The sequence below is a fragment of the Mesorhizobium sp. M0077 genome, assembly GCF_040322955.1.
Classification (GTDB): Bacteria; Pseudomonadota; Alphaproteobacteria; order Rhizobiales; family Rhizobiaceae; genus Mesorhizobium.
The window spans coordinates 276,333-302,554 of record NZ_JAMYUL010000006.1; the positions used below are offsets into that span (position 1 = coordinate 276,333).

Sequence of the window (26,222 nt, forward strand, 5' to 3'; positions counted from 1 at the left end):
TGCAAAGTTAAGAGGTTCCGGATGGCCAATCTCAGAGATCACATGGGCAGGCCGATCGTCGCCGTCACCGGCATCGGCGTGGTAACGTCGCTCGGCATCGGCAAGGCCGATAACTGGGCGGCACTGACCTCCGGCAAATCGGGCATCCACCCGATCACCCGCTTTCCCGTCGACCACCTCAACACCCGCATCTCCGGCATGGTCGATTTCCTCGACTCAAGCTCGAAAGGCGCCAGCCTGCTGACCTACGAACTGGCCGAAACCGCCGCGAATGAGGCGGTGGCCGAATCCGGCCTCGATTCCTCTGATTTTGGCGGGCCTCTGTTCCTCGCCTCGCCGCCGGTCGAACTCGACTGGCAGGATCGCTTCGCGCTCTACAATTCCGACGGCAAAGGCGCCGGCGCCGAAAGGCTGCTCAGGGTGGCGCGCGGGCTGAAGGAAACAGATACGTTCGCAAGCACGCAGTTCGGCGCGATCGCCGACCGGCTGGCCGACCGCTTTGGCACGCGCGGCCTGCCGATCACACTGTCGACGGCCTGCGCTTCGGGCGCCACCGCCATCCAGCTCGGCGTCGAAGCGATCCGCCGCGGCGAATGCGACCGGGCGCTGTCCATCGGCGCCGACGGTTCGGCAACCGCCGAGGCGCTGATCCGCTTTTCGTTGCTCTCGGCGCTGTCGACCCACAATGACATCCCTGAAAAGGCGTCAAAACCCTTCTCCAAGGACCGCGACGGCTTTGTGCTGGCCGAAGGCTCCGGCGCTCTGGTGCTGGAATCGCTTGAGGCAGCCCTTGCCCGGGGCGCCAGCGTTCTCGGCATCCTGCGCGGCTGCGGTGAAAAGGCCGACGATTTCCATCGCACCCGTTCCAAGCCCGACGGTTCCCCGGCGATCGCAGCAGTCCGCGCCGCCCTTGCGGATGCCGGCCTGAGCAAGGACGAGATCGACTACGTCAACGCTCACGGCACCTCGACGCCGGAAAACGACAAGATGGAGCATCTGTCGCTGTCGACCGTGTTCGGCGATCGCATCGGCTCGATGCCGGTCTCGTCCAACAAGTCGATGATCGGCCACACGCTGTCGGCGGCGGGTGCTGTCGAAGCGGCGTTTTCGCTGATGACCATGCGCGAAAGCGTCATTCCGCCGACCATCAACTACGACAATCCCGACCCGGCAATCGTGCTCGACGTGGTGCCCAACAAGAAGCGCAATGCCGAAGTCGGCACCGTGCTCTCGAACTCGTTCGGCTTCGGCGGCCAGAACACTTGCCTTGTCATGGCGCGGGAACCGGTCTAAGCGACCTTTTTCAGCCAGACTGAACTGACAGGCTCCATGCGCGCACTGCAACTTATCGAGGACCGCCGTCTTGAAACGGTGGACCTGCCGCCCCCGCCGCCCCCCGCATTGGGCGAAGTCACGCTGCGCATCAAGGCGGTGGCGCTGAACCATATCGACGTCTGGGGCTGGCGTGGCATGGCCTTCGCCAAGCGTAAGCTGCCGCTGGTCGTCGGCGCCGAAGCCTCCGGCGAGGTCGAAGCTGTCGGCCCCGGCGTCTCCAGCCTGCTGCCCGGACAATTGCTGTCGATCTACGGCGCGCGCACCTGCGGCCTTTGCCGCGCCTGCCGCGAAGGCCGCGACAATCTCTGCGAACATGTCTCGGGCGTCCACGGCTTCCATCTCGACGGCTTTGCCCAGGAGAAGATCAACCTGCCGGCGCGCCTGCTGGTCCCTGCTCCTCCCGGCGTGACCGATGTCGGCGCGGCTGTCGCCCCCGTCACCTTCGGCACCGTCGAGCACATGCTGTTCGACAATGCCAAGCTGCAGCCCGGCGAAACCATCCTCATCCATGCCGGCGGCTCCGGCATCGGCTCGGCGGCGATCCAGCTGGCCAAGCGCATGGGTTGCACCATCATCACCACGGTCGGTTCCAACGACAAGATCGACAAGGCCAAGGCGCTCGGCGCCGACCATGTCATCAACTACCGCGACGATCGTTTCGAAGGCGTCGTGCGCAAGCTCACCAGGAAGAAGGGCGTCGACGTCGTCTTCGAACATGTCGGCGCCGACACCTTTGCCGCCTCGATGCTGTGCCTCAAGCGCGGCGGCCGCCTGGTCACCTGCGGCTCGACCTCCGGCGTGTCGACGCAGATCAATCTGATGCAGCTGTTCCAGCAGCAGCTGAAGCTGCTTGGGTCCTTCGGCTGCCGCATGGAGAACATGGCCAACGCCATGCAGAAGATGGCGGCGGGACAGGTCGCACCTGTCATCGACACCGAAGTCGGCTTCGACGGCATCGACGCCGCGTTGAAGCGCATGGAAGGCCGCGACGTGTTCGGCAAGATCATCCTGCGCGTTTCTTAGGACTATGGTCGGCAAGGTGTTCAAGAAAGCCCGCCGGGACTTCATGTTCCGCTATGGCCGAAGACTGCGCCAGATGGAGCACTGGCTGGTGGCGCGCGTGGCGATGACGATCATCTCGCTGCTGCGCCTCTTGCCCGCGGACAGGGCGCTCAATTTCGCCGACCGGGCGGCACGGCGCATCGGTCCGTGGGTCGGGCGCCACCGTGTCGCCATCAACAATCTGCGCCTTGCCTATCCCGAAAAGAGCGATGTCGAGATCGAGGCCATCGCCTCCGACATGTGGGGCAACATGGCCCGGCTCGCCGCCGAATACATCTTTCTTGACGCCCTCTTCGACTATGATCCGAACGCAGCGACGCCCGGCCGCGTCGAAGTCGGTGGCGCCGATCATTTCCATCAGATAGCTGGCGAGGACAAACCGCATATCCTGTTCACCGGCCATCTCGGCAATTTTGAATTGCTGCCGGTGGCTGCCGCGACGTTCGGCATGAAGATCACGGCGCTGTTTCGTCCGCCGAACAATCCCTACCTCGCCGATTATATCCATTCGACGCGGCGTTCGAGCATGGGCGCCTTGCTGCCGTCTTCGACCGGCGCCTCCTTCGCGTTGGCGTCGATTCTGGAGAAAGGCGGCAATATCGGCGTTTTGGTCGACCAGAAATTCTCCAGCGGACTGGAGACGATCTTCTTTAATCGCCCATGCCAGAGCAATCCGGTTCTGGGCATGCTCGCCCGTCACTATGATTGCGACGTCTATCCGGCGCGATGTGTGCGGCTGCCAGGCAACCGCTTCCGCCTCGAGATCGAGGACAAGCTGACCTTGCCGCGCAATGAAAGCGGCAGCGTCGATGTCGCGGCCACCACCCAACTGCTCGCCGACGTGGTCGAGCGCTGGGTGCGCGAAGATCCGGGACAGTGGATGTGGTTCCACAAAAGGTGGGAAATCTCAGGCCGGCGTCGCCGCCGGCGCGGACAGGCCAACGCCACCGGCCAGGGGCAGCGTCAATCTTAAGTCGTCGAAAGCCTCAGTTCGTCACAACGATCCGCGTATTGCCGAAGCCGACTTCGCGCACCATCGCATAGAACATCGCGGCATTGGCGGTGTGCAGCCGCACGCAGCCATGCGATGCCGGACGCCCTAGCTGCCTGACCGCGCCGGTGCCGTGGATGGCGTAGCCGCCATGGAAGAACACCGAGTAAGGCATTGGCGACATGTGGTATTTCTTCGAATACCACATCCGCGCCGTGCGTTGCGGCCGATAGGTGCCGCGCGGCGTGAAATAGCCACTGCGGGCGGTCGACACGCTCCAGCGATAAAGCACCTGGCCGTATTGGCTGACGGTCATGGTCTGCGACGAGACGTCGATGCTGGCCACCAGCGAGGCAGCCCTGCTTTCGATGGACGTGCCGAACAGCATCGCCGCAAAAGCAGCTGCCATGAGAACGATTTTAGTCATGAGATCAAACCCCTTTGATGCCCCTTGCCTGCCCTGTCATCACGCGGTTTTTCATCTTTTTAACGACAGGTGAGTGATCTAACACACACTCCTTGATAAATTCGCCAATCTAAAGCAGCGAATTTGAACGATTTTCCGCCATAGTTGCCGCTGCGACACGAAGTTTCGGCGCCAGTGGCGCGATGCTTGCAAAACCACCCCCTTGCCTGCTCAAATCCGGGAATGAACAAACGACTCTTCAAAGCGATAGACGCCCGTGTTGATGACCTGGTCGCACTGACCGCCGACCTGATCCGCTTCCCGACCATCAACCCGCCTGGCGAAGCCTATCGCCCCTGCGCCGAATATATCGGTGCGCGCCTAGGCAGGCTTGGCTTCGAAACCGAATTCATCCGCGCCGAAGGCACGCCCGGCGACACCGACCGCTATCCCCGCGTCAATGTCGTCGCCCGCTTCGACGGCCGCTCGCCTGGAGCCTGTGTCCATTTCAACTCGCACATCGATGTGGTCGAAGCCGGCGAAGGCTGGAGCGTCGATCCCTTTGCCGGGGTGGTGAAGGACGGCAAGGTCTACGGCCGCGGCGCCTGCGACATGAAAGGGGGCATGGCCGCCTCGATCATCGCGGCGGAAGCCTTCATGGAGGTATTCCCCGACTTTCCCGGCGCCATCGAAATTTCGGGCACGGTCGATGAGGAGTCCGGCGGCTTCGGCGGCGTCGCCCATCTGGCGAAGCTTGGCTATTTCTCGAAACCCAAGGTCGACCACGTCATCATCCCGGAGCCGCTGAACAAGGACCGCATCTGTCTTGGCCATCGCGGCGTCTGGTGGGCGGAGATCGAGACCAAGGGCGAGATCGCGCATGGCTCGATGCCGTTCCTCGGCGACAATGCGGTGCGCCACATGGGCGCCGTGCTGCAGGCCTTCGAGGATGAACTGTTTCCGGCGCTCGACCGCAAGGTGACGCGCATGCCTGTCGTGCCCCAAGGCGCAAAGCGCTCGACCATGAACATCAACTCGATCCATGGCGGCCAGACCGAGGATTTCCGCCCCGGCCTGCCCTCACCCAACGTGCCCGACGCCTGCCGGCTGACCATCGACCGCCGCTTCCTGCTCGAGGAGGACCTTGCCACGGTCAAGAGCGAGGTGACCGATATCCTCGACCGGCTGAAGCGCGAGCGCAAAAAGTTCGACTACGAGATTCGCGACCTGATGGAGGTGCTGCCGCTGATGACCGAGCGCGACGCGCCGGTGGTCAAGGCGGTGGCGCAAGGCATCATGGCGATCTTCGACCGTGAGCCGGATTATGTCATTTCACCAGGCACTTACGACCAGAAGCACATCGCCCGCATCGGCCACATCTATGATTGCATCGCCTATGGCCCGGGCATTTTGGACCTCGCCCACCGGCCCGACGAATGGGTCGGTATCTCTGATATGGTGGAGTCGGCCAAGGTGATGGCGATCGGGCTGAATGTGCTGCTCAGGGGCACGGCCGCGGACTGAACCATCGACTTCGCTGAAAAAACATTCCTCCCCGCGCCGCTGCGGAGCACGAAACGCAATTTACTCCACCTCGAAATCACGCTTCTATCGCACCAGGGTTCGAGCATTTGGGAGTTGCACGATGAAATTGTGGAAAACCATTCTTGCCGCCGCGGTGCTGGCACTGGCCGGCAGTCAGGCATTTGCCGCACGCACCGACCTGGTGATCGGCATTACGCTCGAGCCGCCACATCTCGATCCGACCGCCGGTGCTGCCGCGGCGATCGACGAAGTGCTCTACGCCAACGTCTTCGAGGGCCTGACCCGCATCGGTCCGAATGGCGAAGTGCTGCCCGACCTTGCCGAGAGCTGGGCCATTTCCGACGATGGCAAGGTCTACACCTTCAAGCTGCACACCGGCGTCAAATTCCATGACGGCAGCGATTTCGACGCCGGCGACGTGAAGTTCTCGCTCGACCGCGCCCGCGCCGACAATTCGGTCAACGCGCAAAAAGCCCTGTTCGCCTCCATCGATACGGTCGAAGTCGTCGATCCGACGACGGTCAAGGTGACGCTGAAGAACCCGCAGGGGTCGTTCCTCTACAATCTGGGCTGGGGCGACGCGGTGATTGTGGCGCCCGAGAGCGCCGACACCAACAAGGAAAAGCCCATCGGCACCGGCCCGTTCAAATTCCAGAGCTGGGCCAAGGGCTCGTCGATCACGCTGGTGAAATCGGACACTTACTGGGGCGCCCCGGTGTTCCTCGACAAGGCCGAGTTCCGCATCGTTCCCGACGCCGCCGCCGCCGTGCCGGCGCTGCTCTCCGGCGACATCCAGGCTTTCCCTTTCTTCGATCCCGACAGCGTCGCGCAGGTCAAGGACGATCCGCGCTTCAAGGTGGTGATCGGCTCGACCGAGGGCGAGACCATTCTGGCGATCAACAACAAGAAGCCGCCTTTCGACAAGCTCGAGGTGCGGCAGGCAATTGCCTTCGCGCTCGACCGCAAGGCGATCATCGACGGCGCCTCGGCCGGCCTCGGCGTGCCGATCGGCTCGCACATGTCGCCGGCCAGCAAGGCCTATGTCGACCTCACCGGCCTCTATCCGCACAATGTCGACAAGGCCAAGGAACTGCTGAAGCAGGCCGGCCTGGAGAACGGCTTCAAGGCGATGCTGAAACTGCCGCCGCCTTCCTATGCGCGGCTTGGCGGCGAGATCATCGCTTCGCAGCTGCGCGATGTCGGCATCGACCTGGAAATCATTCCGGTCGAATGGGCGCAGTGGCTGGACCAGGTGTTCACCAAGAAGGATTACGACCTGACCATCGTCTCCCACACCGAGCCCAACGACATCGATATCTACTCGCGCAAGGACTACTACTTCAACTACGACAACCCCGCCTTCGACAAGATCATCGCCGAGCTGAACCTCACCTCCGACGACGCCAAGCGCAACACGCTGCTCGGCGAAGCACAGAAGATCCTGGCCGACGACGCCGTGGTCGGCTTCCTCTATGAACTGCCGAAGGTCGGCGTCTGGGACGCCAAGCTGCAGGGCCTGTGGGAGAATGCGCCGATCCAGGCGAATGATCTGACCAAGGTGAAGTGGACGGATTGAGGCGGCGGGCCAAAGGGCGGCGTTTGCGCTCCGTCACACCCCCCTCTGCCCTGCCGGGCATCTCCCCCGCAAGGGGGGAGATCGGGCTCTCATCTCCGCTTTCGCCTATCGCGAACGTTGAACGCTGGTCGACGACACAGAACCTGCTGATCTCCCCCCTTGCGGGGGGTGAGGAGTGGTCCGCGCAGCGGACGGAAAGCCAACTGCTTGGCTTTCCGAACAACGAACGCCCGAAGCGACAGCGAAGGGCCGGGTCCGGCAGGACAGAGGGGGGTGGGGGGGAACTCGACTTTCAAGGCGCAGCCGCACCGGGCGCCCCTCCACCATGACCGCCTACCTCCTCAAACGCCTCGCCATCGCCATCGCAACCTTGATCCTGGCCTCGATGGTCGTCTTCGCCGTGCTAGAAATCCTGCCCGGCGATCCGGCGCGGCTGATGCTTGGCCTCAACGCCAGCGCCGAGCAGGTCGAACTCCTGCGCAACCAGATGGGCCTCAACGCGCCGCTTCTCCTGCGCTACCTCCACTGGGTCGGCGGTCTGCTCAGCCTCGATTTCGGCCGCTCCTACACTTATTCAGTGCCGGTCATCGACCTTGTCCGCGAGCGCATGGCGGTTTCCCTGCCGCTGGCGCTGATCGCGCTGGCGCTGTCCACCATCATTGCCATCCCGGTCGGGCTCTATTCCGCCAGCCGGCGCGGGCGGGCCGGCGATACGATCGCCATGGGCGCCGCCCAGCTCGGCGTTGCCATCCCGAACTTCTGGTTCGCGCTGATGCTGATCTACCTCTTTGCCGTCTGGCTGCGGCTGGTGCCGGCCGGCGGCTTTCCCGGCTGGAGCGCCGGCGCCTGGCCGGCGCTGAAATCGCTGCTGCTGCCGGCCATCGCCCTCGCTCTGCCGCAGGCGGCGATCCTGGCGCGCGTTGCCCGCTCGGCGCTGATCGAGGTGCTGAACGAGGACTATATCCGCACCGCCCGCGCCAAGGGCCTGCCTTACCGCGCCGTGCTATGGCGGCACGCGCTGCGCAACGCGATGATCCCGGTTCTGACCATTCTGGGCCTGCAATTCGCCTTCCTGCTCGCCGGCACCATCATCATCGAGAACGTCTTTTATCTCCCCGGCCTCGGACGGCTGGTGTTCCAGGCGATCACTCAGCGCGACCTGATCGTGGTGGAAAGCATCGTCATGCTGCTGGTCGTCGCCGTCATTGCGGTCAACCTCGTCGTCGACGTCTCCTACGCCATCGTCGATCCGCGCCTTCGAGGCCGGCAATGACGCTGCACATCGACATCCCGCAGGAGACGTTGGGCAGCATTCTGGCCAAGGCCTTCCGCAACCGCTCCTTCCTCATCGGCTTCGCCATCACGGTGCTGGTGGCTGCAATAGCGGTCATCTCCTACGTCTGGACGCCCTACGACGTGACCAAACTGGTGATCTCGGACAAGACGCTGGCGCCCTCTGCGGCGCACTGGTTCGGCACCGATCATTTCGGCCGCGACATCCTGTCGATGATCATGGTCGGCGCCCGCAACTCGATTGCCGTGGCGCTGGTCGCGGTCGGCATCGGCATGGGCGTCGGCGTGCCGCTCGGCGCCTTCGCCGCGGCGCGCGGCGGGTTGGTCGACGAGGCGCTGATGCGGCTGACCGACCTCGTCTTCGCCTTCCCGGCGCTGCTGTCGGCGATCATGATCACCGCCATCTTCGGACCGGGCGCAATCAACGCCATCATCGCCATCGGCATCTTCAACATCCCGGTGTTTGCGCGCGTCGCCCGCGCCGGCGCGCTGGCGATCTGGCCGCGCGAATTCATCCTCGCCGCCCGCGCCGCCGGCAAGAGCAAAGCGCAGATTACAACCGAGCACGTGCTGCCCAACATCGCCACGCTGCTTCTGGTGCAAGGCACCATCCAGTTCGCGCTTGGCATTTTGGCCGAAGCCGGCCTCTCCTATGTCGGCCTCGGCGCCCAGCCGCCAATGCCGAGCTGGGGCCGCATGCTGTTCGACGCTCAGACGCGCATGGTGGCGCCGCCTTGGATGGCCATCTTCCCCGGCATGGCCATCGTCGTCACGGTGCTTGGGCTCAATCTGCTCGGCGACGGCATCGCCGACATACTCGACCCGAAATCGCGGCGGCAGCGATGAGCCTGCTGCAGATGGAGAACCTGTCGCTGGCCATCGGCGACACGCCGATCCTGAAAGGGGTCGACCTCTCCGTCGCGCCCGGCGAGGTGATGGGGCTGGTCGGCGAATCCGGCTCGGGCAAATCGATGACGGCGCTGACCATCATGCAGCTTCTGCCGCATGCTGCGCGCGCCACCGGCCGCGTGACCTTCGACGGCATCGATATTCTGGCCGCAACCGAGGACCAGATGTGCGCGCTGCGCGGCGACGACATCGGCATGGTGTTCCAGGAGCCGATGACGGCGCTCAACCCCGTCAAGACCATCGGCGAGCAGGTCGCCGAAGGCATACGCTGGCACACTAGGGCAAGCCGTGCCGACGCCGAAGACCGCGCGCGCAAAATGCTCGACCGCGTCGGCCTGCCCGAGGCCAAATTCCCGCTGTCGCGCTATCCGCACGAATTGTCGGGCGGCCAGCGCCAGCGCGTCGTCATCGCCATTGCCTGCGCATTGAAACCCAAGCTGCTCATCGCCGACGAGCCGACCACGGCGCTCGACGTGGTGCTGCAGGCGCAGATCCTCGACCTCTTGCGCGGCCTTGTCAGCGAAAACCGCATGGGCCTGCTTCTGATCTCGCACGATCTCGCCGTCGTCACCGAAATGGCCGACCGCATCACCATCCTGCGTCATGGCGAGGTGATGGAAGCCGGCGACACCGCACGCACGCTATCGGAACAGCTGCATCCCTACACGCGCCAGCTGGCGCTGGCCTCCATGCACGTGCCCGCGCGCGCCAAGGTTCACGCCACCGGCCAGGGCAAACCGCTGCTTGAGGTCGAAGGCGTGACACGGGACTATCCGGGCCGGCGCACCTCCCTGTTCAAGTCAGCGGCTCCAATCCGCGCCGTCGACGACGTGTCCTTGTCGCTGGCGCCGGGCCAATCGGTGGCGCTGGTCGGCCGCTCCGGCTGCGGCAAGTCAACGCTTGCCCGCATGATCCTGGCGCTCGACAAATCGACATCGGGAACGATCCGCTTTCGCGGCGAGACCATCACCGGCAAAAGCGAGGCGGAGCTCAAAGCCGCGCGGCGCGACATGCAGGTGGTGTTCCAGGATCCCTACGGCTCTTTCGACCCGCGCAAGAAGGTCGAGAAACTGGTCGCCGAGCCGCTGCATGTACTGGAAAAGAAGCCGACACCGGCCGAGCGGCGCGAGATGGTGGCGCATGCGCTGCACGAGGTCGGCCTCGGCGTCAGCGACATGGACAAATATCCGCATGAGTTTTCCGGCGGCCAGCGCCAGCGCCTGTCGATCGCCCGCGCCATTATCACCAGGCCGAAGCTGGTCGTCGCCGACGAGCCGGTCTCGGCGCTCGACGTCTCGATCCGCGCCCAGATCCTCGATCTGTTCGCAGAGCTCAACCAGAAGCTCGGCATCGCCTATCTCTTCATCACTCACGATTTGACCGTCGCCCGCGCCATCACCGATGAGGTGCTGGTCATGCATGACGGCAGGATCGTCGAGCGCGGCAAGACCGGCGACGTGCTCGATCATCCGCAGTCGGAGGCGGCCAGGGCGCTGGTCGCGGCTGCGCCCGATCTGCATCGGGCGATCGCTCACCGTATGCAGGAACAGGGGTGAGTGACCGGTTCGCGCAGCGAATTCATCGTGCCAGTGGCACGATGAAAGGTCACGAACGCTGGGACGCTGCGAAGCAGCGGGGACCCGGCCGGGCGGCCGTTGCCCCTGGTCTGCCTCACTCCTCCGGCTTCACCACATCGACCGGGCTGATGTCGAGCAAATCGAGCGTGCGGCGCAACAGCCGCACTTCGCTCTCTGCCAGTTTGGAATCGGCTTTGGCGATCTCCGCCATGTGGAGCGCCAGCAACTTGCGCCGTTCGACATCGAGATCGCGGAACAGCGCAATGGCTTGCGAACCGTTGGTCTCGTAGCCGAAATCATTGAGATATTCGATGACCGCGTCGATGCTGGTTTCCGGGATGCCGAAGGCGTCCTTGCAGATGCGCCGGAAGGCGACCATCTCGCTCTCCGAAACCGAGCCGTCGGCCAGGATCATGCGAAACAGCATCAAGAGTTCCGCCGACAGCACCGGGTCGTCGGCAACCTTGCGCACGCCGGGGTCACCATCGAAGATCGAGCGTATCTGGTCGAGCAATGCCATCGCCAACAGTATCCCTTTTCCGAGTCCGCCCAGTGCACATGACCCAAAATTGCCCAGCGGTATTGGGATAATGACATGCACCACAGGAAATCCAAGCGCAACGCGCTTGGATGGACGTAGCGCGGAATCGGCCTTGCGCAAACCAGATGGCCATGAGAAGGCGCGGCATCACCTTTCCCGCCGGAATGTTCAGAAATCCCGATGCTCGACCTCGCTACCCACACCGTCATCATGCTTGCCTTCGCCGCCTTTGCAGCCGGCTTTGTCGATTCGATAGCCGGCGGCGGCGGGCTGATCACCATCCCGGCCCTGCTGCTTGCCGGATTCCCGCCGGTCGCAGCACTTGGAACCAACAAGCTGCAGGGCATTTTCGGCACCGCTTCGGCGACCATCCACTATGCCAGGAATGGCCATGTCGATCTGCGTCGACAGCTGCCATCGGCGCTTCTGGCCCTTACCGGCAGTGCCGTCGGCGCCTTGCTGGCGGCATTCGTGCCAGGTGATCTCCTGCGGGCGCTGCTGCCGCTGCTTTTGATCGCCATCGCGATCTACTTCGCCGTGAAACCCAACATGAACGATGTCGACCGCGCCGAGCGCCTGTCGCCCTTCCTGTTCGGGCTGATCATCGCCCCTTTGGTCGGCTTCTATGACGGGCTGTTCGGGCCGGGAGCCGGCTCCTTCTATATGCTGGCCTTCGTCAGCCTTGCCGGCTTCGGCGTGCTCAAGGCGACGGCACACACCAAGCTGCTCAATTTCGCCTCCAACATTGGCGGCTTCATCGTCTTTGCCATCGCCGGCGTCGTCTACTGGAAGATCGGGCTGATGATGGGCGTCGCCCAGTTCCTCGGCGCCCGGCTCGGCGCCAGCCTTGCCATCCGCATCGGCGCCCGGCTGATCAAGCCGCTGCTGGTGATCATCTGCCTGGCGCTGGCGGTGAAGCTGCTGGCCGACCCGGCGAACCCATTGCGCCAGCTGATTGGTGTATAAGCCTCACGCCTGATAGGATGCCGTTGTACGAATCATGTTGGAGGGACCACACATGAATCTTAGTGCACCCACTCAGCTTGTTTTCATCATATCCCTAGTCATCGCCATCATCGGCGTGCTCGCCGCGCTTGGCGTTCTTGCGTTCATTCCTCTGGCTGCGGTGTGGATTGTCCTCATCGCATACATTGTGCTTGCCGCCGCCTGCCTGATGCGCGGCGCCTAGGCACCCGAGACTTCTGCAATTCGAAGCGCCCGGTCAAAAGCCGGGCGCTTTTGCTTTGGATGCATGGTCCGTTAGGCTCTTCCGCGCGGAAGGATGACCATGTCCGGCGAGACGGAGCGCCACGATCAACAGCACCGCCCGGTAGCCGACCGGTTCGAGATGGTGCGGCGCGCGCCGGGCCTGCGGCTGCAGAACGCGGTCACCGACATTTGTGGCTATCGCGAAACGGCGCCCGGCCATTTTCACAATGTCGAATACGCCTCGCTCACCGTCCCGCTGGTGATCAGTTTCGCAGAATCCTTCGCCATCGGCCTTGGTCCTTCAGCGCCGCGTCGAAGGTCGGCGAAAGCGCCCGAACTTCGACATCCACGGAGTGGAAACGAAGCGGAAGCGCAGACCCGAGGATGACGAAACGATGGGCGGCCCTACCTCGCTAACCCAAAAATCGCATCGCAATCGAGATGGCGCTCCAGTTCGGTTGCGATCTCGTCCAGAGCGTTTTCCACCTCCGCCCGATAGTCGACGCCGCCGCCTTTCACGCCGAGGCTTTCCAGGAATCTCGCTCGGAAAGCGTCGGCGGAAAACAGGCCGTGCAGATAGGTGCCAAAAACCTTGCCATCGGCGGAAATGGCACCGTCGTCGATGCCGTTGATCACAGCCGACGGCCGCGCCATGTCCGGCCCGGTGGTACGGCCGAGATGGATTTCGTAGCCCTCGAGCGCCAGGCCGAACGGCACTGAGCGGGCGCTGACATTGCGCACCGTCTTTTCCGGCTCCATCACCGTCTCGATGTCGAGCAGACCAAGACCTTCCGCCTCGGTGACGCTGCCCTCGATGCGATCGGGATCGCGCACCAGGCGGCCGAGCATCTGGAAGCCGCCGCAAATGCCGACGATATGGCCGCCGCGTTTGCGGTGCGCGAGGAGATCGCGATCCCAGCCATTCTCGCGGAACTTCATGAGATCGCCGATCGTCGATTTGGAACCGGGAATGACCACCAGGCCGGCATCCTCCGGCAAGCGCTGCCCCGGCGGCACAAACACCACTTCGACCTGCGGTTCGGCCTTGAGCGGGTCGAGGTCGTCGAAATTGGCGATGCGGCCAAGCATCGGCACGGCGACCTTCAACGCCCGCTTCTCGCCCGATGCCAGGCGTTCGAGCACGACCGAATCCTCCGAAGGCAATCGCGCCGCCGCCTTCAGCCACGGCACGACGCCAAAGCAGCGCCAGCCGGTGAAGCTTTCGATCGACCGGATGCCGTCGTCGAACAGCGAGACATCGCCGCGGAACTTGTTGATGAGGTAGCCGACGATCATGCGCCTGTCTCCCTCCGGCAGGATCAGATGCGTGCCGGCGACCGAAGCGATGACGCCACCGCGGTCGATGTCGCCGACCAGGATGACCGGCACGTCGGCGCGCGTGGCAAAGCCCATATTGGCGATGTCGCGGCTGCGCAGGTTGATTTCGGCCGGCGATCCGGCGCCCTCGACGACGACCAGATCGGCGCCCTCACCGACCTTCGTCCAGGACTCCAGCACGGCGTCCATCAGCCCCGCTTTCATTGTCTGGTAGTCGCGCGCTCGCGCCTCGCCGAACACCTTGCCCTGCACGATCACCTGCGAACCGATGTCGCTCTGGGGTTTGAGCAGCACCGGATTCATATGCACGGTCGGCTGAACACCACACGCCAGCGCTTGCAGCCATTGCCCACGGCCAATCTCGCCGCCGCCGGGGCGGTCGTCGCCCGGAATGTCGGCGACGGCGGCATTGTTCGACATGTTCTGCGGCTTGAACGGCCTGACTTTCAGCCCGCGATTCCTGGCCGCGCGGCAGAGCCCCGCCACCAGCACCGTCTTGCCGACATCCGAACCCGTGCCTTGCAGCATGATCGCCTTGGCCATGCTCAGCCCCTGCCCTGCGCGCCGGAAACGGTCGATTTCTGCGCCAGCGGCCCGCCGCGCCAGATGTAGAGCGCCAGCAACGCTTCGCTGCCGGTGCGCATGGCATGGCTGACATTGGAGGCGTGATGGATAATTTCGCCCGCCTGGCGGGTGTGAAAGCCGCCTTCGCCCATGCGCCACTCGGTGCCGCCGGTCAGCGGAATGTAGATCTCCTCGGCAATGTGATGATGGTCGGGATAGGTGATGCCGGGCCCCAGGATCAGCAATCCGGCCGCGACCTCTTCATTGGCGAAATGGCCGCGCGTGCCAAACACCTCCAGCCAGCCGTATTTCTGCAAGAACGCTTCACCAAAATCGCTCGCGTTGTAGGTCTGCCCCCAGCACAGATCGTCACGACGCTCCGCCAGCAGTTGCACCAGAGGCTGCGGGTCCGGCGGCGCCAGTTCGACAATGCGGTCGAGCAGACCAAGGCAAGGCAGCGGATGCGCTTCGAGCACGCGCGCCGTCATATTCCAGCCGATCCGGGTCACGGCGTCCCGCACCAGCGCGTTGTCCACGCCCCGGAGATAGGCATGGAAGCGGTCGAGCAATTCGTCGAAATATGTCGGCACGCAATGCTCCCTTGATCCATTCATGCACAGCGGCTGCGCGGCGAGCCGGGTTGCGCGGCGGCATCATTGGTCTAGATTGAGCGGCGCGCAAAGCCAAAAACAACAGGCCAGCAAGCCAACCCCAGCTGGGGAACACAGGGAGCACGCCATGGACGCCGCGGTCGATGCGAGCACCAGCCAGTTCGAGCTCAACGAGGAACAGCGCGCCATCCAGGAGATGGCACAGGCCTTCGCCGCCGATCGCGTTGCGCCCAATGCGCTCGAATGGGACCGGGCAAGACACTTTCCTGCCGATGTAATCCGCGAGACCGGCCCGCTCGGCCTCGGCGGCATCTATGTCAGGGACGATGTCGGCGGCTCGGCGCTCGGCCGGCTCGACGCCGTGCTGATCTTCGAGGCACTGTCGCACGCCGATCCGGCGTTTTCCTCCTTCATCTCGATCCACAATATGGCGGCGTCGATGATCGACCGCTTCGGCGACGACGAGCAGCGCCAACGCTTCCTGCCGAAGCTGACCTCGATGGAATGGCTGGCGAGCTACTGCCTGACCGAGCCGGGTTCAGGCTCGGATGCCGCGGCGCTGAAGACGCGCGCGGTGAAGAACGGCAACGACTATGTGCTTAACGGCGCCAAGCAGTTCATCTCCGGGGCCGGCGACAGCGACCTCTATGTCGTCATGGCGCGCACCGGCGCCGACGGGCCGAAGGGCATTTCCACCTTCGTCGTGCCGAAGGATGCGCCCGGCCTCTCCTTCGGCGCCAACGAGCACAAGATGGGCTGGCACATGCAGTCGACCCGCCAGGTGATCTTCGAGGACTGCAAGGTGCCGGCTGCAAACCTGCTGTCGGGGGAAGGCGCAGGTTTCGGCATCGCCATGGCCGGCCTTGACGGCGGCCGCCTCAATATCGCTGCCTGTTCGCTCGGCGGCGCGCAATCTGCGCTCGACAAGGCGCTGTCCTATACCGCCGAGCGCAAGGCTTTCGGCTCGAAGATCAACCAGTTCCAGGCGCTGCAGTTCAGGTTGGCCGACATGGAGACCGAATTGCAGGCAGCGCGGATCTTTCTCTACGCCGCCGCCTCGAAACTCGACCGCAAGGCGTCGGATGCCGGCAAATGGTCGGCCATGGCCAAGCGCTTCGTCACCGACATCGGCTTCAACGTCGCCAACGAGGCGCTGCAGCTGCATGGCGGTTATGGCTATCTTCATGATTACGGTATCGAAAAACTGGTGCGCGACCTGCGCGTCCACCAGATCCTCGAAGGCACCAACGAGATCATGCGCGTCATCATCGCGCGGGCGTTGATCGGACGGCAGTAGGCAGTAGGCAGCAGGCAAAGATGACCGGCAAGGTCAACTCGTACAAGGATCTTATCGTATGGCAGCAGGCGATGGATCTGGCTATCAGCACCTACTCATTGACCAAGACATGGCCCAAAGAGGAATTATATGGGCTGACCAGCCAAATCCGCCGTTCAGCAACCTCTATCCCTGCAAACATCGCGGAAGGCTATGGCCGAGACAACCGAGGCTCCTATCAGCAATTTCTCAGGATAGCCCAAGGCTCGCTTAAGGAGTTCGAGACACACCTCCAAATCGCTCAACGCATTGGCGTTGCCACGCATGGGCAAGCTGAGCACCTGCTTCTGGCGGCCGAGGCCATCGGAAAAATGCTTCGCCAACTTATTCTCAAACTCGCACCCGAATAGGTCGCCCTACTGCCTACTGCCTACTGCCTACTGCCTACTGCCTACTGCCTACTGCCTACTCATCATGGAGCACCGCTATGACCACTGTCGCCTTCATCGGCTTGGGTAATATGGGCAATCCTATGGCCGCCAATCTGGTCAAGGCGGGTCATACGGTACATGGCTTCGACCTGATGCCGGAGAACCTGACCGTCGCGCGCGAGCATGGTGTCACCGTCATGGCTAATGCTGTTGCCGCGGTGAAGGACGTCGATGTCGTGATCACCATGCTTCCCGCCGGCAAGCACGTGCTCTCGGTCTACGAGGACATCGCACCCAAGGCCAAACCAGGCGCCCTGTTCATTGATTCCTCGACCATCGATGTCGAGTCGGCCCGCAAGGCGCATGCCGTAGCAAGGAAGCACGGGCTGCATTCGATCGACGCCCCCGTCTCCGGCGGCACCGGCGGTGCTGCTGCGGGAACGCTGACCTTCATGGCCGGCGGCGCCAAGGATGCCTTCGCCAAGGCCGAACCGGTCCTGAAGCCGATGGCAGGCCGCATCGTCCATTGCGGTGACGACGGCGCCGGTCAGGCAGCCAAAATCTGCAACAACATGATGCTCGGCATTTCGATGATCGGCGTCGCAGAGGCCTTCGTGCTGGCCGAAAAGCTCGGCCTCTCGCATCAGGCCCTGTTCGACGTTGCCTCGACTTCGTCGGGCCAGTGCTGGTCGCTGACCACCTATTGCCCGGTGCCGGGTCCCGTGCCGGCCTCACCCGCCAACCGCGACTACAAACCGGGCTTTGCCGCGGCACTCATGCTGAAGGACCTGAAACTGGCGCAGGAGGCGGCCCAAAGCGCCGGCGCGGTGACGCCAATGGGGGCCGAAGCGGCCCAGCTTTATGCGCTGTTCAACGCCCAGGGAAATGGCGGATCGGATTTTTCCGGCATCATAAATTTCCTTCGCGGCAGTTCTCTATAAGTTTCGAATTTGGCAGCGCTTTTCTCGATTTTTATTGCGCGGAAAAATTGCAAATTTAGATTTGCTTAAGCTCTCGATAACCCGGCGGTAACGATGTGCCTATATAACGGATGGCGAGGCGGACATATCGCATCCGCCCGGCGCTCCGGATCAGGTCTCGCGTACCGGAGCCCGTAAGTTTCGCAAGTGTATTGTTGGCGAAATGCCATGCGTATCTGGCAAAGCCGCGTTCCGATGGAGCGCGGTTTTTGCGTTTTGCAGTCCTATACTGTTCGATCTGAATTATATTCCGATTGCAGCGTTCGGAATTGCCTGATGGTCTTCATTGACCAGCACGATCGGTGCGCTGACCCCTTCGACCCTGACGATAAGCAGGCGCACAGTCCGGGCGCCCTGATTGCAAGGCGTCCGGCTGTCGTTCCATCTACTTCTTGCGCAAATCCGCTTGCGCCAGATCCAGCGCTTTGGCGATGCGATCGCAAGCCATGTCGATCGTCGCGCGGGTCCAGATCAGCGGCGGCGACAGGATCATCGTGTCGCCGGTGGCGCGCAGCATCAGGCCTTGCGCGATGGCGTGGTCGCGGACGGTGACGGCGGCACTGCCCGCCGGCAGGAAGCGCTCCTTGGTCGCCTTGTCCTTGACGATCTCGACCGCGCCCATCAGCCCGATCGATCGCACCTCGCCGACCAGTTCGTGGCCGGCAATGCGCTCCTGCAGCGCCTGGGCGAAGTAAGGTCCAGTGTCGTTCCTGACCCTGTCGACCAGGCCTTCTCGCTCCATGATCTCGAGATTCTTCAGCGCCACCGCGCAGGCCACCGGGTGACCCGAATAGGTATAGCCGTGGTAGAATTCGCCGCCCTTTTCGACCAGCGTCGCCGCGATACGGTCGCCGACCAGCAGCGCCGACAGCGGCTGATAGCCCGAGGTCAGTGCCTTGGCCGTGGTGATGGTGTCGGGCTCGATGCCGAAGGTCTGCGCCGCAAACCATTCGCCGGTGCGGCCATAGCCGGTGATGACCTCGTCCAGCATCAAAAGCACATCGTATTTGCGGCAGATGCGCTGCACTTCCGGCCAATAGCTCATCGGCGGTATTTTCACCCCGCCCGCTCCCATCACCGGCTCGCCGATGAAGGCAGCCACCTTGTCGGCGCCGGCCTCCAGAATGGCATCCTCGACCGCCTTGGCCGCGCGCAGGCCGAAATCATGGTCGCTTTCGCCAGGCAGCGCCAACTCATAGGCATAGGGCATCATCACATGGACGATGTTGGGAACCGCCCCGCCGAGCTGCTTGTGCATCGAATCCATGCCGCCGAGCGACGTGCCGGCGACGGTCGAGCCGTGATAGGCCGACTTGCGCGAGATGATGCGGTTCTTCTCCGGTTTGCCTTCCAGCACCCAATAGTGGCGCACGAGCCGCAGCGCCGTGTCGTTGGCCTCCGAGCCGGAGGAGCCGTAAAACACCTGGGCGATGCCCTTGGGCGCCAGCTCGGCCAGCTTCTTCGACAGCAGCACGGGCGTCGGCGTCGAGCATTTGAAGAAGGAATTATAGTAGGGCAATTCCTTCATCTGCGCGTAAGCGGCGTCGGCCAGCTCGTCGCGGCCATAGCCGACATTGACGCACCACAGCCCGGCCATGCCGTCGAGTATTTCGGTGCCGTCGGCATCGTAGATGAACGGGCCGTTGGCGTGGGTGATGATGCGCGAGCCGGTCTCGCGCAATTCCTTGTGGTCGGTGAAGGGATGCAGATGATGCGCGGCGTCAATCTGCTGAAGCTGCTTCAGCGAATAATTCTGGTAAGTCATGGGTTTGCTCTTTCCTCTGGAATCAAACCGGCAAGCTGCCGGGGCGACTTCGTCAGAGGACGGCGGGCGGCGAATAGCCGATGCGGGCGCACAGCCTGAGCAGTTCGGCGCGCAGCGTGCGCGGCGACGGTGTCACCGCGACCCCGAAGGCGCCGGATGTGCTCATGTAGACCATGGCGGCAGTCTATGCCGCCCGAGGCCCGGAATTCAAGCGGTGCCGCTCAATACCCTTTGCAGGAACACGTATTTCATGGCGGTTTGCGCCGCTTGCGGCCGGCGGTCGCCGCGACCGCCATGGCCGCCTTCCGTCTCCTCGAAGAACAACGTCTTGCCGTGACCTGCTTCCTGCAGCTTCGCCGCCATCTTGCGGGCGTGGCCGGGATGGACGCGGTCGTCGGCGGTCGATGTCGTGAGCAGCACCGGGGGATAGACGGCATCGGCCGAGACATGATGGTACGGCGAATAGGCGGCGAGCCACTTGGCTTCTTCCGGTTTTGCCGGATCGCCATATTCGCCGATCCACGAGGCGCCTGGCGGCAGTTCGGTGTAGCGCAGCATGTCGAGCAGCGGCACCTCGATGATGACGGCGCCGAACAGTTCGGGATGCTGCGTCAGGGAAACGCCGGTAAGCAGGCCGCCATTCGAGCCGCCCTGGATGCCGAGGGAAGCAGCCGTGGCTATGCCGCGCCTGACGACGTCCTGCGCCACCGCGGCGAAATCGTCGAAGGCAGTCTGGCGATTGCCCTTCAGCGCCGCCTGATGCCAGGCCGGCCCAAACTCGCCGCCGCCGCGAATGCAGGCCTGCACATAGGCATTGCCCTTCTCCAGCCACAGCCTGCCGCGCACGCCGGCATAGCCGGGCAGCAGCGGTATTTCGAAGCCGCCATAACCATAGAGAAGCGTCGGTACCGGACCCTTCTGGTCGCGCCGCCTGACGACGAAATACGGGATCATGGTGCCGTCCTTCGAGCGCGCCTCGAACTGTTCCGAGACCAGCGGCGCGGCGTCGAACCGCGCCGGCTGCGATTTCACGGTGGCCAGCGTCACCCCGTCATCGTCCGACCAGATGATCGAACTCGGCGTCAGGAAATCGGTGAAGGAGAAGGAGACGCTGGAACCGAAATGCTCGGCATGCGCGATGCCGACATTGCCGTTCTCGGGCAGCGCCACCGGCTTCAGCGACCAGCGGTCGCCGCTGCGCTCGGCGACAACGACCTTGCCGCGCACATTGTCCATCAGATTGATGAACAGCCGGTCCTGAGTGCGGGCAATGCCGGCGACCGAAACACGGTGCGCTGGCGCGAGCATGGTTTCAACAGGGCCCAGGTCGCCGGTGTCCATCCAGTGTTCGAAATCGAAGGAATAGAGGCCGTCCGGCAAGCACTCAGTGCCGCCCGGCGCCGTCCATGGGCTGCGCACCCCGAACACGAACCGGCCCTTGAACAGCGCGGTGTCGGTGACATCGTCCGGCAGCGGGATGCGCCGGTTTTCGCCCGACGGCAGGCGCAGAAAACTGTGCGAGGAGAAGAAGGCGATCGTGCGGGCCAGAAACAAATACTGCCTGTCGCCATCATGCTCGACCCCCGCGCCGGCCGCGAGATCCTGCTTCTCGGCCTCGAAGATCGGCGTCGCCTCCTCCAACCGGGTGCCGCGCTTCCACAGCTTGACGACGCGCGGATAACCGGACTGGGTCTTGTCGTCTTCATCGAAGGCAGCCGAGACAATGACCGTGTCCCTGTCCAGCCAGGAAAAGCCGGATTTCGAGGCGGGAGCGCGGAAGCCGCCCTCGATGAATGATTTGGTCTCGATGTCGAATTCGCGCATCTCGCTCGCATCGCCGCCATCCGGCGACATCGCCACCAGGCAAAGGTTGAAATCGGGGTAAAGGCGGCTGGCGCCGCTGAACACCCACTTCACCCCCTCCTTGGCCGACAGCACGTCGAAGTCGATGATCGTCTCCCACACAGGCTTCTCGGTCTTGTAGGAAGCAACCGTCGTGCGGCGCCAGAGGCCGAGCACATTGGTCTTGTCCTGCCAGAAATTATAGACTTGGCCGTTGAGCGCGGCACCGACCGCAATGTTGTCCTCGGCCGTCATCAGGTCGAGCGCCGTCTCGAAGGCCGCCTGGTAGGACGGATCGCCCTGTAGTTCGGCCACGGTGATCTGGTTCTGGCGATGCACCCAGTCGAGCGATTCCTTGCTGGTCCGGTCCTCCAGCCAGAGGAACTTGTCCTCCGCGGTGGCATCCGTCTGGCGTTTTGTCGTCGATTGGGTCACGCATGGTCTCCAGGCTAGTGGCGGGCAGCCCTGCCTACATCGCGTTGCAAGCGGTTTTATTCAAGATGGTACGTCAGGTCATCGGGGGAATGCGGCCTCAAACCATCCGCCGGCGCAGGACCGTGGCCACAGCCAGTGCCAGACAAATCGCGCCCAGCGTGATCGGCAGACCGGAGGCGCCGATCACATCCATGACGCCACCCGCCAGCGGCGGCACCACGATGCCGCCGATGCCCCACATCAGGGAGAAGGCGGCATTGCCGGCGACCAGCGCCGAGCCGGTAAAGCGCTCGCCGAGCTCGATGATCGACATGGTGTAGATGCCATAGGAGACCGCGCCCCAGATAAAGACGCAAGGCCAGATCAGCGGCGTCTCGATGAGCAGCGGCAACAGGGCGCAGCCCAGCACCGTCACCACGACGCAGATGAATCGCACCAGACGCGCCGTCAGCCGTTCCGCCAGCAAGCCGAGCGGCACCTGCATGGCGATGTTGCCTGCGATCATCACCGACAGCAGCGCCGACATGCGCGCTTCCGCGATGCCATAGTGCGTGCCGTAGACCGGCAGCAGCGCCAGCACGCCCTGTTCGAAACCGGCGGCAACGACCACCGCCGACAGCAATAGCCATGTCAGTGGCATGAAGCCCATGACCGAAACCCTGCGCCCGGCTTCGTCGACCTTCGGCAGTTGCGGCAGCACCAGCGCCAGGCAGGCGCCGCAGAAGATGAAGGCGGCGATCCCCACCAGGAATGGCGGCCATCCCACGGTGCCGACAACGAGCAGGCAGAGCGGCCCGGCAGCGAAGCCGGCCGAGATGATGGTTGAATAGACACCCATGACGCGACCGCGGCGCGATGGCGGCGCCAGTGCAATGACCCAGATTTCGCTCAAGACATAGAGCGGGTTGGTCACCACCCCGATCAAGAAGCGCAGCGGAAACCACAGATAGACATTCTGGGTCCAGCCGATCAGCGCAAGCACAATAGCCGAAAGCGCCGCGCAGGTAAGCGCGGTGCGCCCTGCCCCGAACCGGCGCGCCAGTGCCGGGATCAGCGGCGACGAGACAATGAAGCCGATCGGCGTCATTGCCGCCGAGAGCCCGATGATGGCCGGCGAAACGCCTTGGCGTTGCAGGATGAAGCTCAGCAGCGGATAGGACAGGCCTTGCGCGATGGCGAACACCGAGACGGTCGCGATCACGCCGCTGATCGCCGCCCACTGCATCTTCTCGTTGTCAGCTTCCGCCAGGTTCATCATTGGCACCTAAACCAGGCTCAGGACTAGCTTTTCTGTCCGACGCGGGTAAGCCCCGCCCCGGTAAAAACCGTTTGCTCCAGACAAGGCCTGTCATGAGTTTGGGCCTGTCAGGAGTTTTTGGGCCTGTCAGGAGTTTGGCGCTTGAACGATCGGTAAAGCGCGAAGCTCACCAGCAGCGCGTCGAGGCCGGCGATCACCACCGGCAGACCGAGCGGACCGATGATCTGCATCAAGGCACCGGCGCCAGGCGGGCCGACAATGCCGCCGGCGCCCCACATCAATGCGAAGGCGGCGTTGCCGGCGACCAGCACGGTTCCCCTGAAGCGGCTGCCGAGCTCCACCAGCGCCATGGTGTAGACGCCGTAGCCGACAGCGCCCATGACGAGAAGGACGAGCCAGATCGCCGGCGTCGTGATCAGCAACGGCAGCAAGACCGCGCAGGTCGTTGTCGCCAACGCACAGAAGATGATCATCGCCCGCCCGCCGAAACGCTCGGCCAGCAGGCCGAGCGGGATTTGCAGGAAGATGTTTCCCAGCGACAGTGCCATCACCAGGGCCGCCAGCGTCCTTTCGGGCAGGCCATAGGCGGCACCGAAGACCGGCATCAAAGCGTAGGTGCCCTGCTGGACCGCCGCCGAAACCAGCACGGCAAACAACAGCGCCGGCGCCAGCCTGGCGAAACCGAAAAAGCCGCCGGGCAATTGGCCGTCATCCTCGAAGCCGGCGAGGCTTGACGAAACAGCACGAAGGATCGCGGCGCACAGGATGAAGCCGGCCATGCCGACCAGGAAAGGAACCCAGCCCGATATCCCTACCGCGGTCAGGACCAAAGGCCCCGCAGCATAGCCAGCGCCCAGCACGGTGTTGAATGCCCCCATCACCCTGCCGCGGCGCGACGGCGGCGCCAGCGACAGCGCCCATACTTCGCCCAGTATATAGAGCGGGTTCATGACGATACCGATGATGAAGCGGATGACGAACCAGCCCACCCAGTCCTGCAGGTAGCCGATGCCGAGGAAGCACAGCGCCCCAATCAATGAGCAACCCACAGCCAGGTTGCGCGCGCCGACCAGCCGAACGGCTGCCGGCACGAACGAGGCCGAAAGGATAAGACCAAGCGGCATCATCGCTGCCGACAAGCCGATCAGCGCCGGCGACATGCCTTGCTTCTGCATCAGCAGCGTAAACAGCGGCGAGCTCAGCCCTTGCGCCGCACCGAACATCGCGAGGGCGGCAGTTACGCCGGCAAGCGCCGCCCATTGCGTCCCCGCTTCGCCATCGCTCGAACCGGTCGCAGCCATGATGCCTTCCACATGAATTGCCGGCCCATCCAGCGGCAAACCACTGAGCTAGCGGTTCGATTTAGGGAAAGGAAGGGCCGCGCCTGAAATCCCCTTGCGCCAAGAGCCGCAGTGGGCGCGTCCTGTCCGCCAATCCCCGGCAAGGTTGTCAACTATCGGACTGCCGTTCGGGCATGTCGCTTCCCTCGTCCTAGTGGTCGCCGCCTCCGCAATGGTCGGACAGCCGCCGGTCCATTATGCCGCCCGCTACCAGCATCGTACGAGGACCATCATGACCGCCGCCCTGCATCCAGCCGAACCGCCTTTGGCAACCGACCGGGCCCGTCGCGGTGGCCGTGCGGGCAAGCGCGCCGGCGGCTCGGCCGCCTTCGAACAGCCGGCTTTTCGGCAACTGAGAAATCCGCTAACGCCGACCAAGCTGGTCTCTGACGACGAGCTGGAATCGATCCACCTCGCCTCGCTGCGCGTCTTGAGGGAAATAGGCGTCGACGTGCTGCATGACGAAGCGCGCCGCATCATGAAGGAAAATGGCGCCGATGTCCGCGAGGGCAGCGAGCGCGTGCGCTTCGACAGCGACATGATCCTCGATCTCATCTCCAACTGCCCGTCGGAATTCACGCTCCATGCCCGCAACCCGGCGCACAATGTGCGCTTCGGCGGCAACAATGTGATCCTGTCGATGATGGCGTCGGCACCGAACTGCTCCGACCTCGATCGCGGCCGCCGTCCGGGCAACCAGCAGGACTACCGCAACTTCCTGCGCCTGGCGCAGATGCACAACATCCTGAACTGCACCGGCGGCTATCCGGTCGAGCCGACCGACATCCATCCATCAGTGCGCCACCTCGAATGCATCCGCGACCTCGCCACGCTGACCGACAAGGTGTTCCACATCTATTCACTGGGCAAGGAGCGCAATGTCGACGGCATCGAGATCGCCAGGATCGCCCGCGGCATCAGCCATGAGCAGATGCTCGAAGAGCCGTCCGTCTTCACCATCATCAACACCAATTCGCCGCTGAAACTGGATGTGCCGATGATGGAAGGCATCATCCAGATGTCGAGCAAGGGTCAGGTCGTCGTCATCACGCCCTTCACCCTGTCCGGCGCGATGGCGCCGGTGACCATCGCCGGTGCGCTGGTGCAGCAAAACGCCGAGGCGCTGTCCGGCATCGCCTTCGCCCAGATGGTGAGAAAGGGCGCGCCGGTTGGCTATGGCGGCTTCACCTCGAATGTCGACATGAAGTCAGGCTCGCCGGCCTTCGGCACGCCTGAATATATGAAGGCGCAGCTTGTCGGCGGCCAGCTTGCCCGCCGTTACAAGATCCCCTACCGCACCTCCAATACCTGCGCCGCCAACACCGTCGACGCGCAGGCAGCCTATGAAAGCGTGTTCTCGCTGTGGGGCGCCATCCAGGGCGGCGGCAATCTGATGATGCACGGCGCCGGCTGGCTCGAAGGCGGCCTGCGCTGTTCCTACGAGAAGACCATCCTGGACATCGACCTGTTGCAGATGGTGGCCGAGTTCCTCACCCCGCTCGACCTGTCCGACGAAGCGCTCGGCTTCGACGCCATCCAGTCGGTCGGCCCCGGCGGCCATTTCTTCGGCACCCAGCACACGCAGGACCGCTACAAGACAGCCTTCTACTCGCCCATCCTCTCCGACTGGCGCAATTTCGAAACCTGGGCCGAAGCCGGATCGCCGACCGCGCTGGAAAAGGCCAACAAGGTCTGGAAGGAGCGGCTGGCATCCTACGAGGAACCCTATATGGACCCGGCGATCCGCGAAGAGCTCAACGACTTCGTCGAAAAGCGCACGTCCGAAGGCGGCGCGCCGACCGATTTTTGATCAATGTTGTTGATGAACAGTCGAGCCCCCCAACCGCCAGATTAGCACGCCACCACACCCCCCCGAGGCGCGGGGGAGGGAAGGCCCCGAGCGAATAACACTGGCGACCAAAAACTACCACCCGAGGG

Annotated in this window: 23 protein-coding genes and 1 pseudogene; 15 read left to right on the plus strand and 9 right to left on the minus strand. The window is 63.6% G+C overall.

Going from position 1 to position 26,222, the window contains the following annotated elements:
* The first annotated feature begins 21 nt into the window (after positions 1 to 21).
* Genes NKJ57_RS15350 through NKJ57_RS15360 form a run of 3 tightly spaced genes read left to right on the plus strand, consistent with a single transcriptional unit; the run spans position 22 to position 3,370 of the window.
* Positions 22 to 1,293, plus strand: a complete 1,272-nt coding sequence (locus NKJ57_RS15350; protein WP_023696480.1) for a beta-ketoacyl-ACP synthase — start codon at positions 22 to 24, stop codon at positions 1,291 to 1,293.
* Positions 1,294 to 1,329: 36 nt separating this feature from the next.
* On the plus strand, positions 1,330 to 2,358 hold the full coding sequence (locus tag NKJ57_RS15355; protein ID WP_023815478.1) for a zinc-binding dehydrogenase: 1,029 nt from the start codon (positions 1,330 to 1,332) through the stop codon (positions 2,356 to 2,358).
* Positions 2,359 to 2,362: 4 nt separating this feature from the next.
* Positions 2,363 to 3,370 carry a lipid A biosynthesis lauroyl acyltransferase gene (locus NKJ57_RS15360; RefSeq protein ID WP_031196351.1) on the plus strand — a complete coding sequence of 336 codons (1,008 nt, stop codon included), beginning with the start codon at positions 2,363 to 2,365 and terminating at the stop codon, positions 3,368 to 3,370.
* A 13-nt stretch (positions 3,371 to 3,383) separates the two neighbouring features.
* On the opposite strand, the gene NKJ57_RS15365 is transcribed toward NKJ57_RS15360, so the two are convergent.
* A complete protein-coding gene (locus NKJ57_RS15365) occupies positions 3,384 to 3,815 on the minus strand; it encodes a L,D-transpeptidase (protein ID WP_023681747.1) in 432 nt (143 codons plus the stop codon).
* Between the two features lie 222 nt (positions 3,816 to 4,037).
* Here NKJ57_RS15365 and NKJ57_RS15370 point away from each other — a divergent pair, with 222 nt between their 5' ends.
* From NKJ57_RS15370 to NKJ57_RS15390, 5 genes are all read left to right on the plus strand, one after another.
* The gene (locus NKJ57_RS15370) at positions 4,038 to 5,318 is read left to right on the plus strand and encodes an acetylornithine deacetylase/succinyl-diaminopimelate desuccinylase family protein (protein WP_023706064.1); all 1,281 of its coding nucleotides are present in this window, start codon (positions 4,038 to 4,040) and stop codon (positions 5,316 to 5,318) included.
* Positions 5,319 to 5,439: 121 nt separating this feature from the next.
* A complete protein-coding gene (locus tag NKJ57_RS15375) occupies positions 5,440 to 6,915 on the plus strand; it encodes an ABC transporter substrate-binding protein (RefSeq protein ID WP_023751596.1) in 1,476 nt (491 codons plus the stop codon).
* Between the two features lie 325 nt (positions 6,916 to 7,240).
* Positions 7,241 to 8,188 (plus strand): ABC transporter permease, encoded by a 948-nt coding sequence (locus NKJ57_RS15380; protein ID WP_023710755.1) that lies wholly within the window; start codon positions 7,241 to 7,243, stop codon positions 8,186 to 8,188.
* Positions 8,185 to 9,054 carry an ABC transporter permease gene (locus tag NKJ57_RS15385; RefSeq protein WP_352511766.1) on the plus strand — a complete coding sequence of 290 codons (870 nt, stop codon included), beginning with the start codon at positions 8,185 to 8,187 and terminating at the stop codon, positions 9,052 to 9,054. The genes NKJ57_RS15380 and NKJ57_RS15385 overlap by 4 nt, the downstream gene beginning before the upstream one ends.
* Positions 9,051 to 10,673, plus strand: coding sequence for an ABC transporter ATP-binding protein (locus tag NKJ57_RS15390; protein ID WP_023829382.1), 1,623 nt, complete (start codon positions 9,051 to 9,053; stop codon positions 10,671 to 10,673). The genes NKJ57_RS15385 and NKJ57_RS15390 overlap by 4 nt, the downstream gene beginning before the upstream one ends.
* A gap of 115 nt (positions 10,674 to 10,788) precedes the next feature.
* On the opposite strand, the gene NKJ57_RS15395 is transcribed toward NKJ57_RS15390, so the two are convergent.
* Positions 10,789 to 11,220 (minus strand): TerB family tellurite resistance protein, encoded by a 432-nt coding sequence (locus NKJ57_RS15395; RefSeq protein ID WP_023688142.1) that lies wholly within the window; start codon positions 11,218 to 11,220, stop codon positions 10,789 to 10,791.
* Between the two features lie 195 nt (positions 11,221 to 11,415).
* On the opposite strand from NKJ57_RS15395, the gene NKJ57_RS15400 reads away from it, so the two are divergent.
* From NKJ57_RS15400 to NKJ57_RS15410, 3 genes and pseudogenes are all read left to right on the plus strand, one after another.
* Positions 11,416 to 12,201, plus strand: coding sequence for a TSUP family transporter (locus NKJ57_RS15400; RefSeq protein ID WP_023823063.1), 786 nt, complete (start codon positions 11,416 to 11,418; stop codon positions 12,199 to 12,201).
* 52 nt (positions 12,202 to 12,253) lie between these two features.
* Positions 12,254 to 12,424, plus strand: coding sequence for a hypothetical protein (locus tag NKJ57_RS15405; protein ID WP_023670429.1), 171 nt, complete (start codon positions 12,254 to 12,256; stop codon positions 12,422 to 12,424).
* A gap of 99 nt (positions 12,425 to 12,523) precedes the next feature.
* A pseudogene (locus tag NKJ57_RS15410) lies at positions 12,524 to 12,742 on the plus strand (AraC family transcriptional regulator); the annotation flags it as partial.
* 107 nt (positions 12,743 to 12,849) lie between these two features.
* On the opposite strand, the gene NKJ57_RS15415 reads toward NKJ57_RS15410, so the two are convergent.
* Both NKJ57_RS15415 and NKJ57_RS15420 read right to left on the minus strand, forming a co-directional pair.
* Positions 12,850 to 14,325, minus strand: coding sequence for a cobyric acid synthase (locus NKJ57_RS15415; protein ID WP_286488138.1), 1,476 nt, complete (start codon positions 14,323 to 14,325; stop codon positions 12,850 to 12,852).
* A 2-nt stretch (positions 14,326 to 14,327) separates the two neighbouring features.
* The gene (locus NKJ57_RS15420) at positions 14,328 to 14,936 is read right to left on the minus strand and encodes a dimethylsulfonioproprionate lyase family protein (RefSeq protein ID WP_023670427.1); all 609 of its coding nucleotides are present in this window, start codon (positions 14,934 to 14,936) and stop codon (positions 14,328 to 14,330) included.
* 148 nt (positions 14,937 to 15,084) lie between these two features.
* Between NKJ57_RS15420 and NKJ57_RS15425 the strand changes: the two genes are divergently transcribed.
* The 3 genes from NKJ57_RS15425 to mmsB all read left to right on the plus strand — a co-directional run bounded on the left by NKJ57_RS15425 (position 15,085) and on the right by mmsB (position 17,605).
* Complete coding sequence (locus NKJ57_RS15425; protein ID WP_023688138.1) at positions 15,085 to 16,254, plus strand: isobutyryl-CoA dehydrogenase; 1,170 nt, start codon at positions 15,085 to 15,087, stop codon at positions 16,252 to 16,254.
* 20 nt (positions 16,255 to 16,274) lie between these two features.
* Complete coding sequence (locus NKJ57_RS15430) at positions 16,275 to 16,643, plus strand: four helix bundle protein (RefSeq protein ID WP_023688137.1); 369 nt, start codon at positions 16,275 to 16,277, stop codon at positions 16,641 to 16,643.
* A 77-nt stretch (positions 16,644 to 16,720) separates the two neighbouring features.
* A complete protein-coding gene (gene mmsB, locus NKJ57_RS15435) occupies positions 16,721 to 17,605 on the plus strand; it encodes a 3-hydroxyisobutyrate dehydrogenase (protein ID WP_023688136.1) in 885 nt (294 codons plus the stop codon).
* A gap of 424 nt (positions 17,606 to 18,029) precedes the next feature.
* Here the strand turns inward: mmsB and NKJ57_RS15440 are convergent, their stop codons facing one another.
* The 5 genes from NKJ57_RS15440 to NKJ57_RS15460 form a co-directional block, all read right to left on the minus strand.
* Positions 18,030 to 19,409 (minus strand): aspartate aminotransferase family protein, encoded by a 1,380-nt coding sequence (locus tag NKJ57_RS15440; RefSeq protein WP_023688135.1) that lies wholly within the window; start codon positions 19,407 to 19,409, stop codon positions 18,030 to 18,032.
* 52 nt (positions 19,410 to 19,461) lie between these two features.
* Positions 19,462 to 19,584 (minus strand): hypothetical protein, encoded by a 123-nt coding sequence (locus NKJ57_RS15445; RefSeq protein WP_023670422.1) that lies wholly within the window; start codon positions 19,582 to 19,584, stop codon positions 19,462 to 19,464.
* A 32-nt stretch (positions 19,585 to 19,616) separates the two neighbouring features.
* Complete coding sequence (locus NKJ57_RS15450) at positions 19,617 to 21,686, minus strand: prolyl oligopeptidase family serine peptidase (protein ID WP_023823065.1); 2,070 nt, start codon at positions 21,684 to 21,686, stop codon at positions 19,617 to 19,619.
* Positions 21,687 to 21,783: 97 nt separating this feature from the next.
* The gene (locus tag NKJ57_RS15455; protein WP_352511767.1) at positions 21,784 to 22,941 is read right to left on the minus strand and encodes an MFS transporter; all 1,158 of its coding nucleotides are present in this window, start codon (positions 22,939 to 22,941) and stop codon (positions 21,784 to 21,786) included.
* 110 nt (positions 22,942 to 23,051) lie between these two features.
* Positions 23,052 to 24,245 carry an MFS transporter gene (locus tag NKJ57_RS15460; protein ID WP_352511768.1) on the minus strand — a complete coding sequence of 398 codons (1,194 nt, stop codon included), beginning with the start codon at positions 24,243 to 24,245 and terminating at the stop codon, positions 23,052 to 23,054.
* Positions 24,246 to 24,516: 271 nt separating this feature from the next.
* Here NKJ57_RS15460 and NKJ57_RS15465 point away from each other — a divergent pair, with 271 nt between their 5' ends.
* Complete coding sequence (locus NKJ57_RS15465; RefSeq protein ID WP_023700316.1) at positions 24,517 to 26,094, plus strand: trimethylamine methyltransferase family protein; 1,578 nt, start codon at positions 24,517 to 24,519, stop codon at positions 26,092 to 26,094.
* Positions 26,095 to 26,222: the final 128 nt, after the last annotated feature.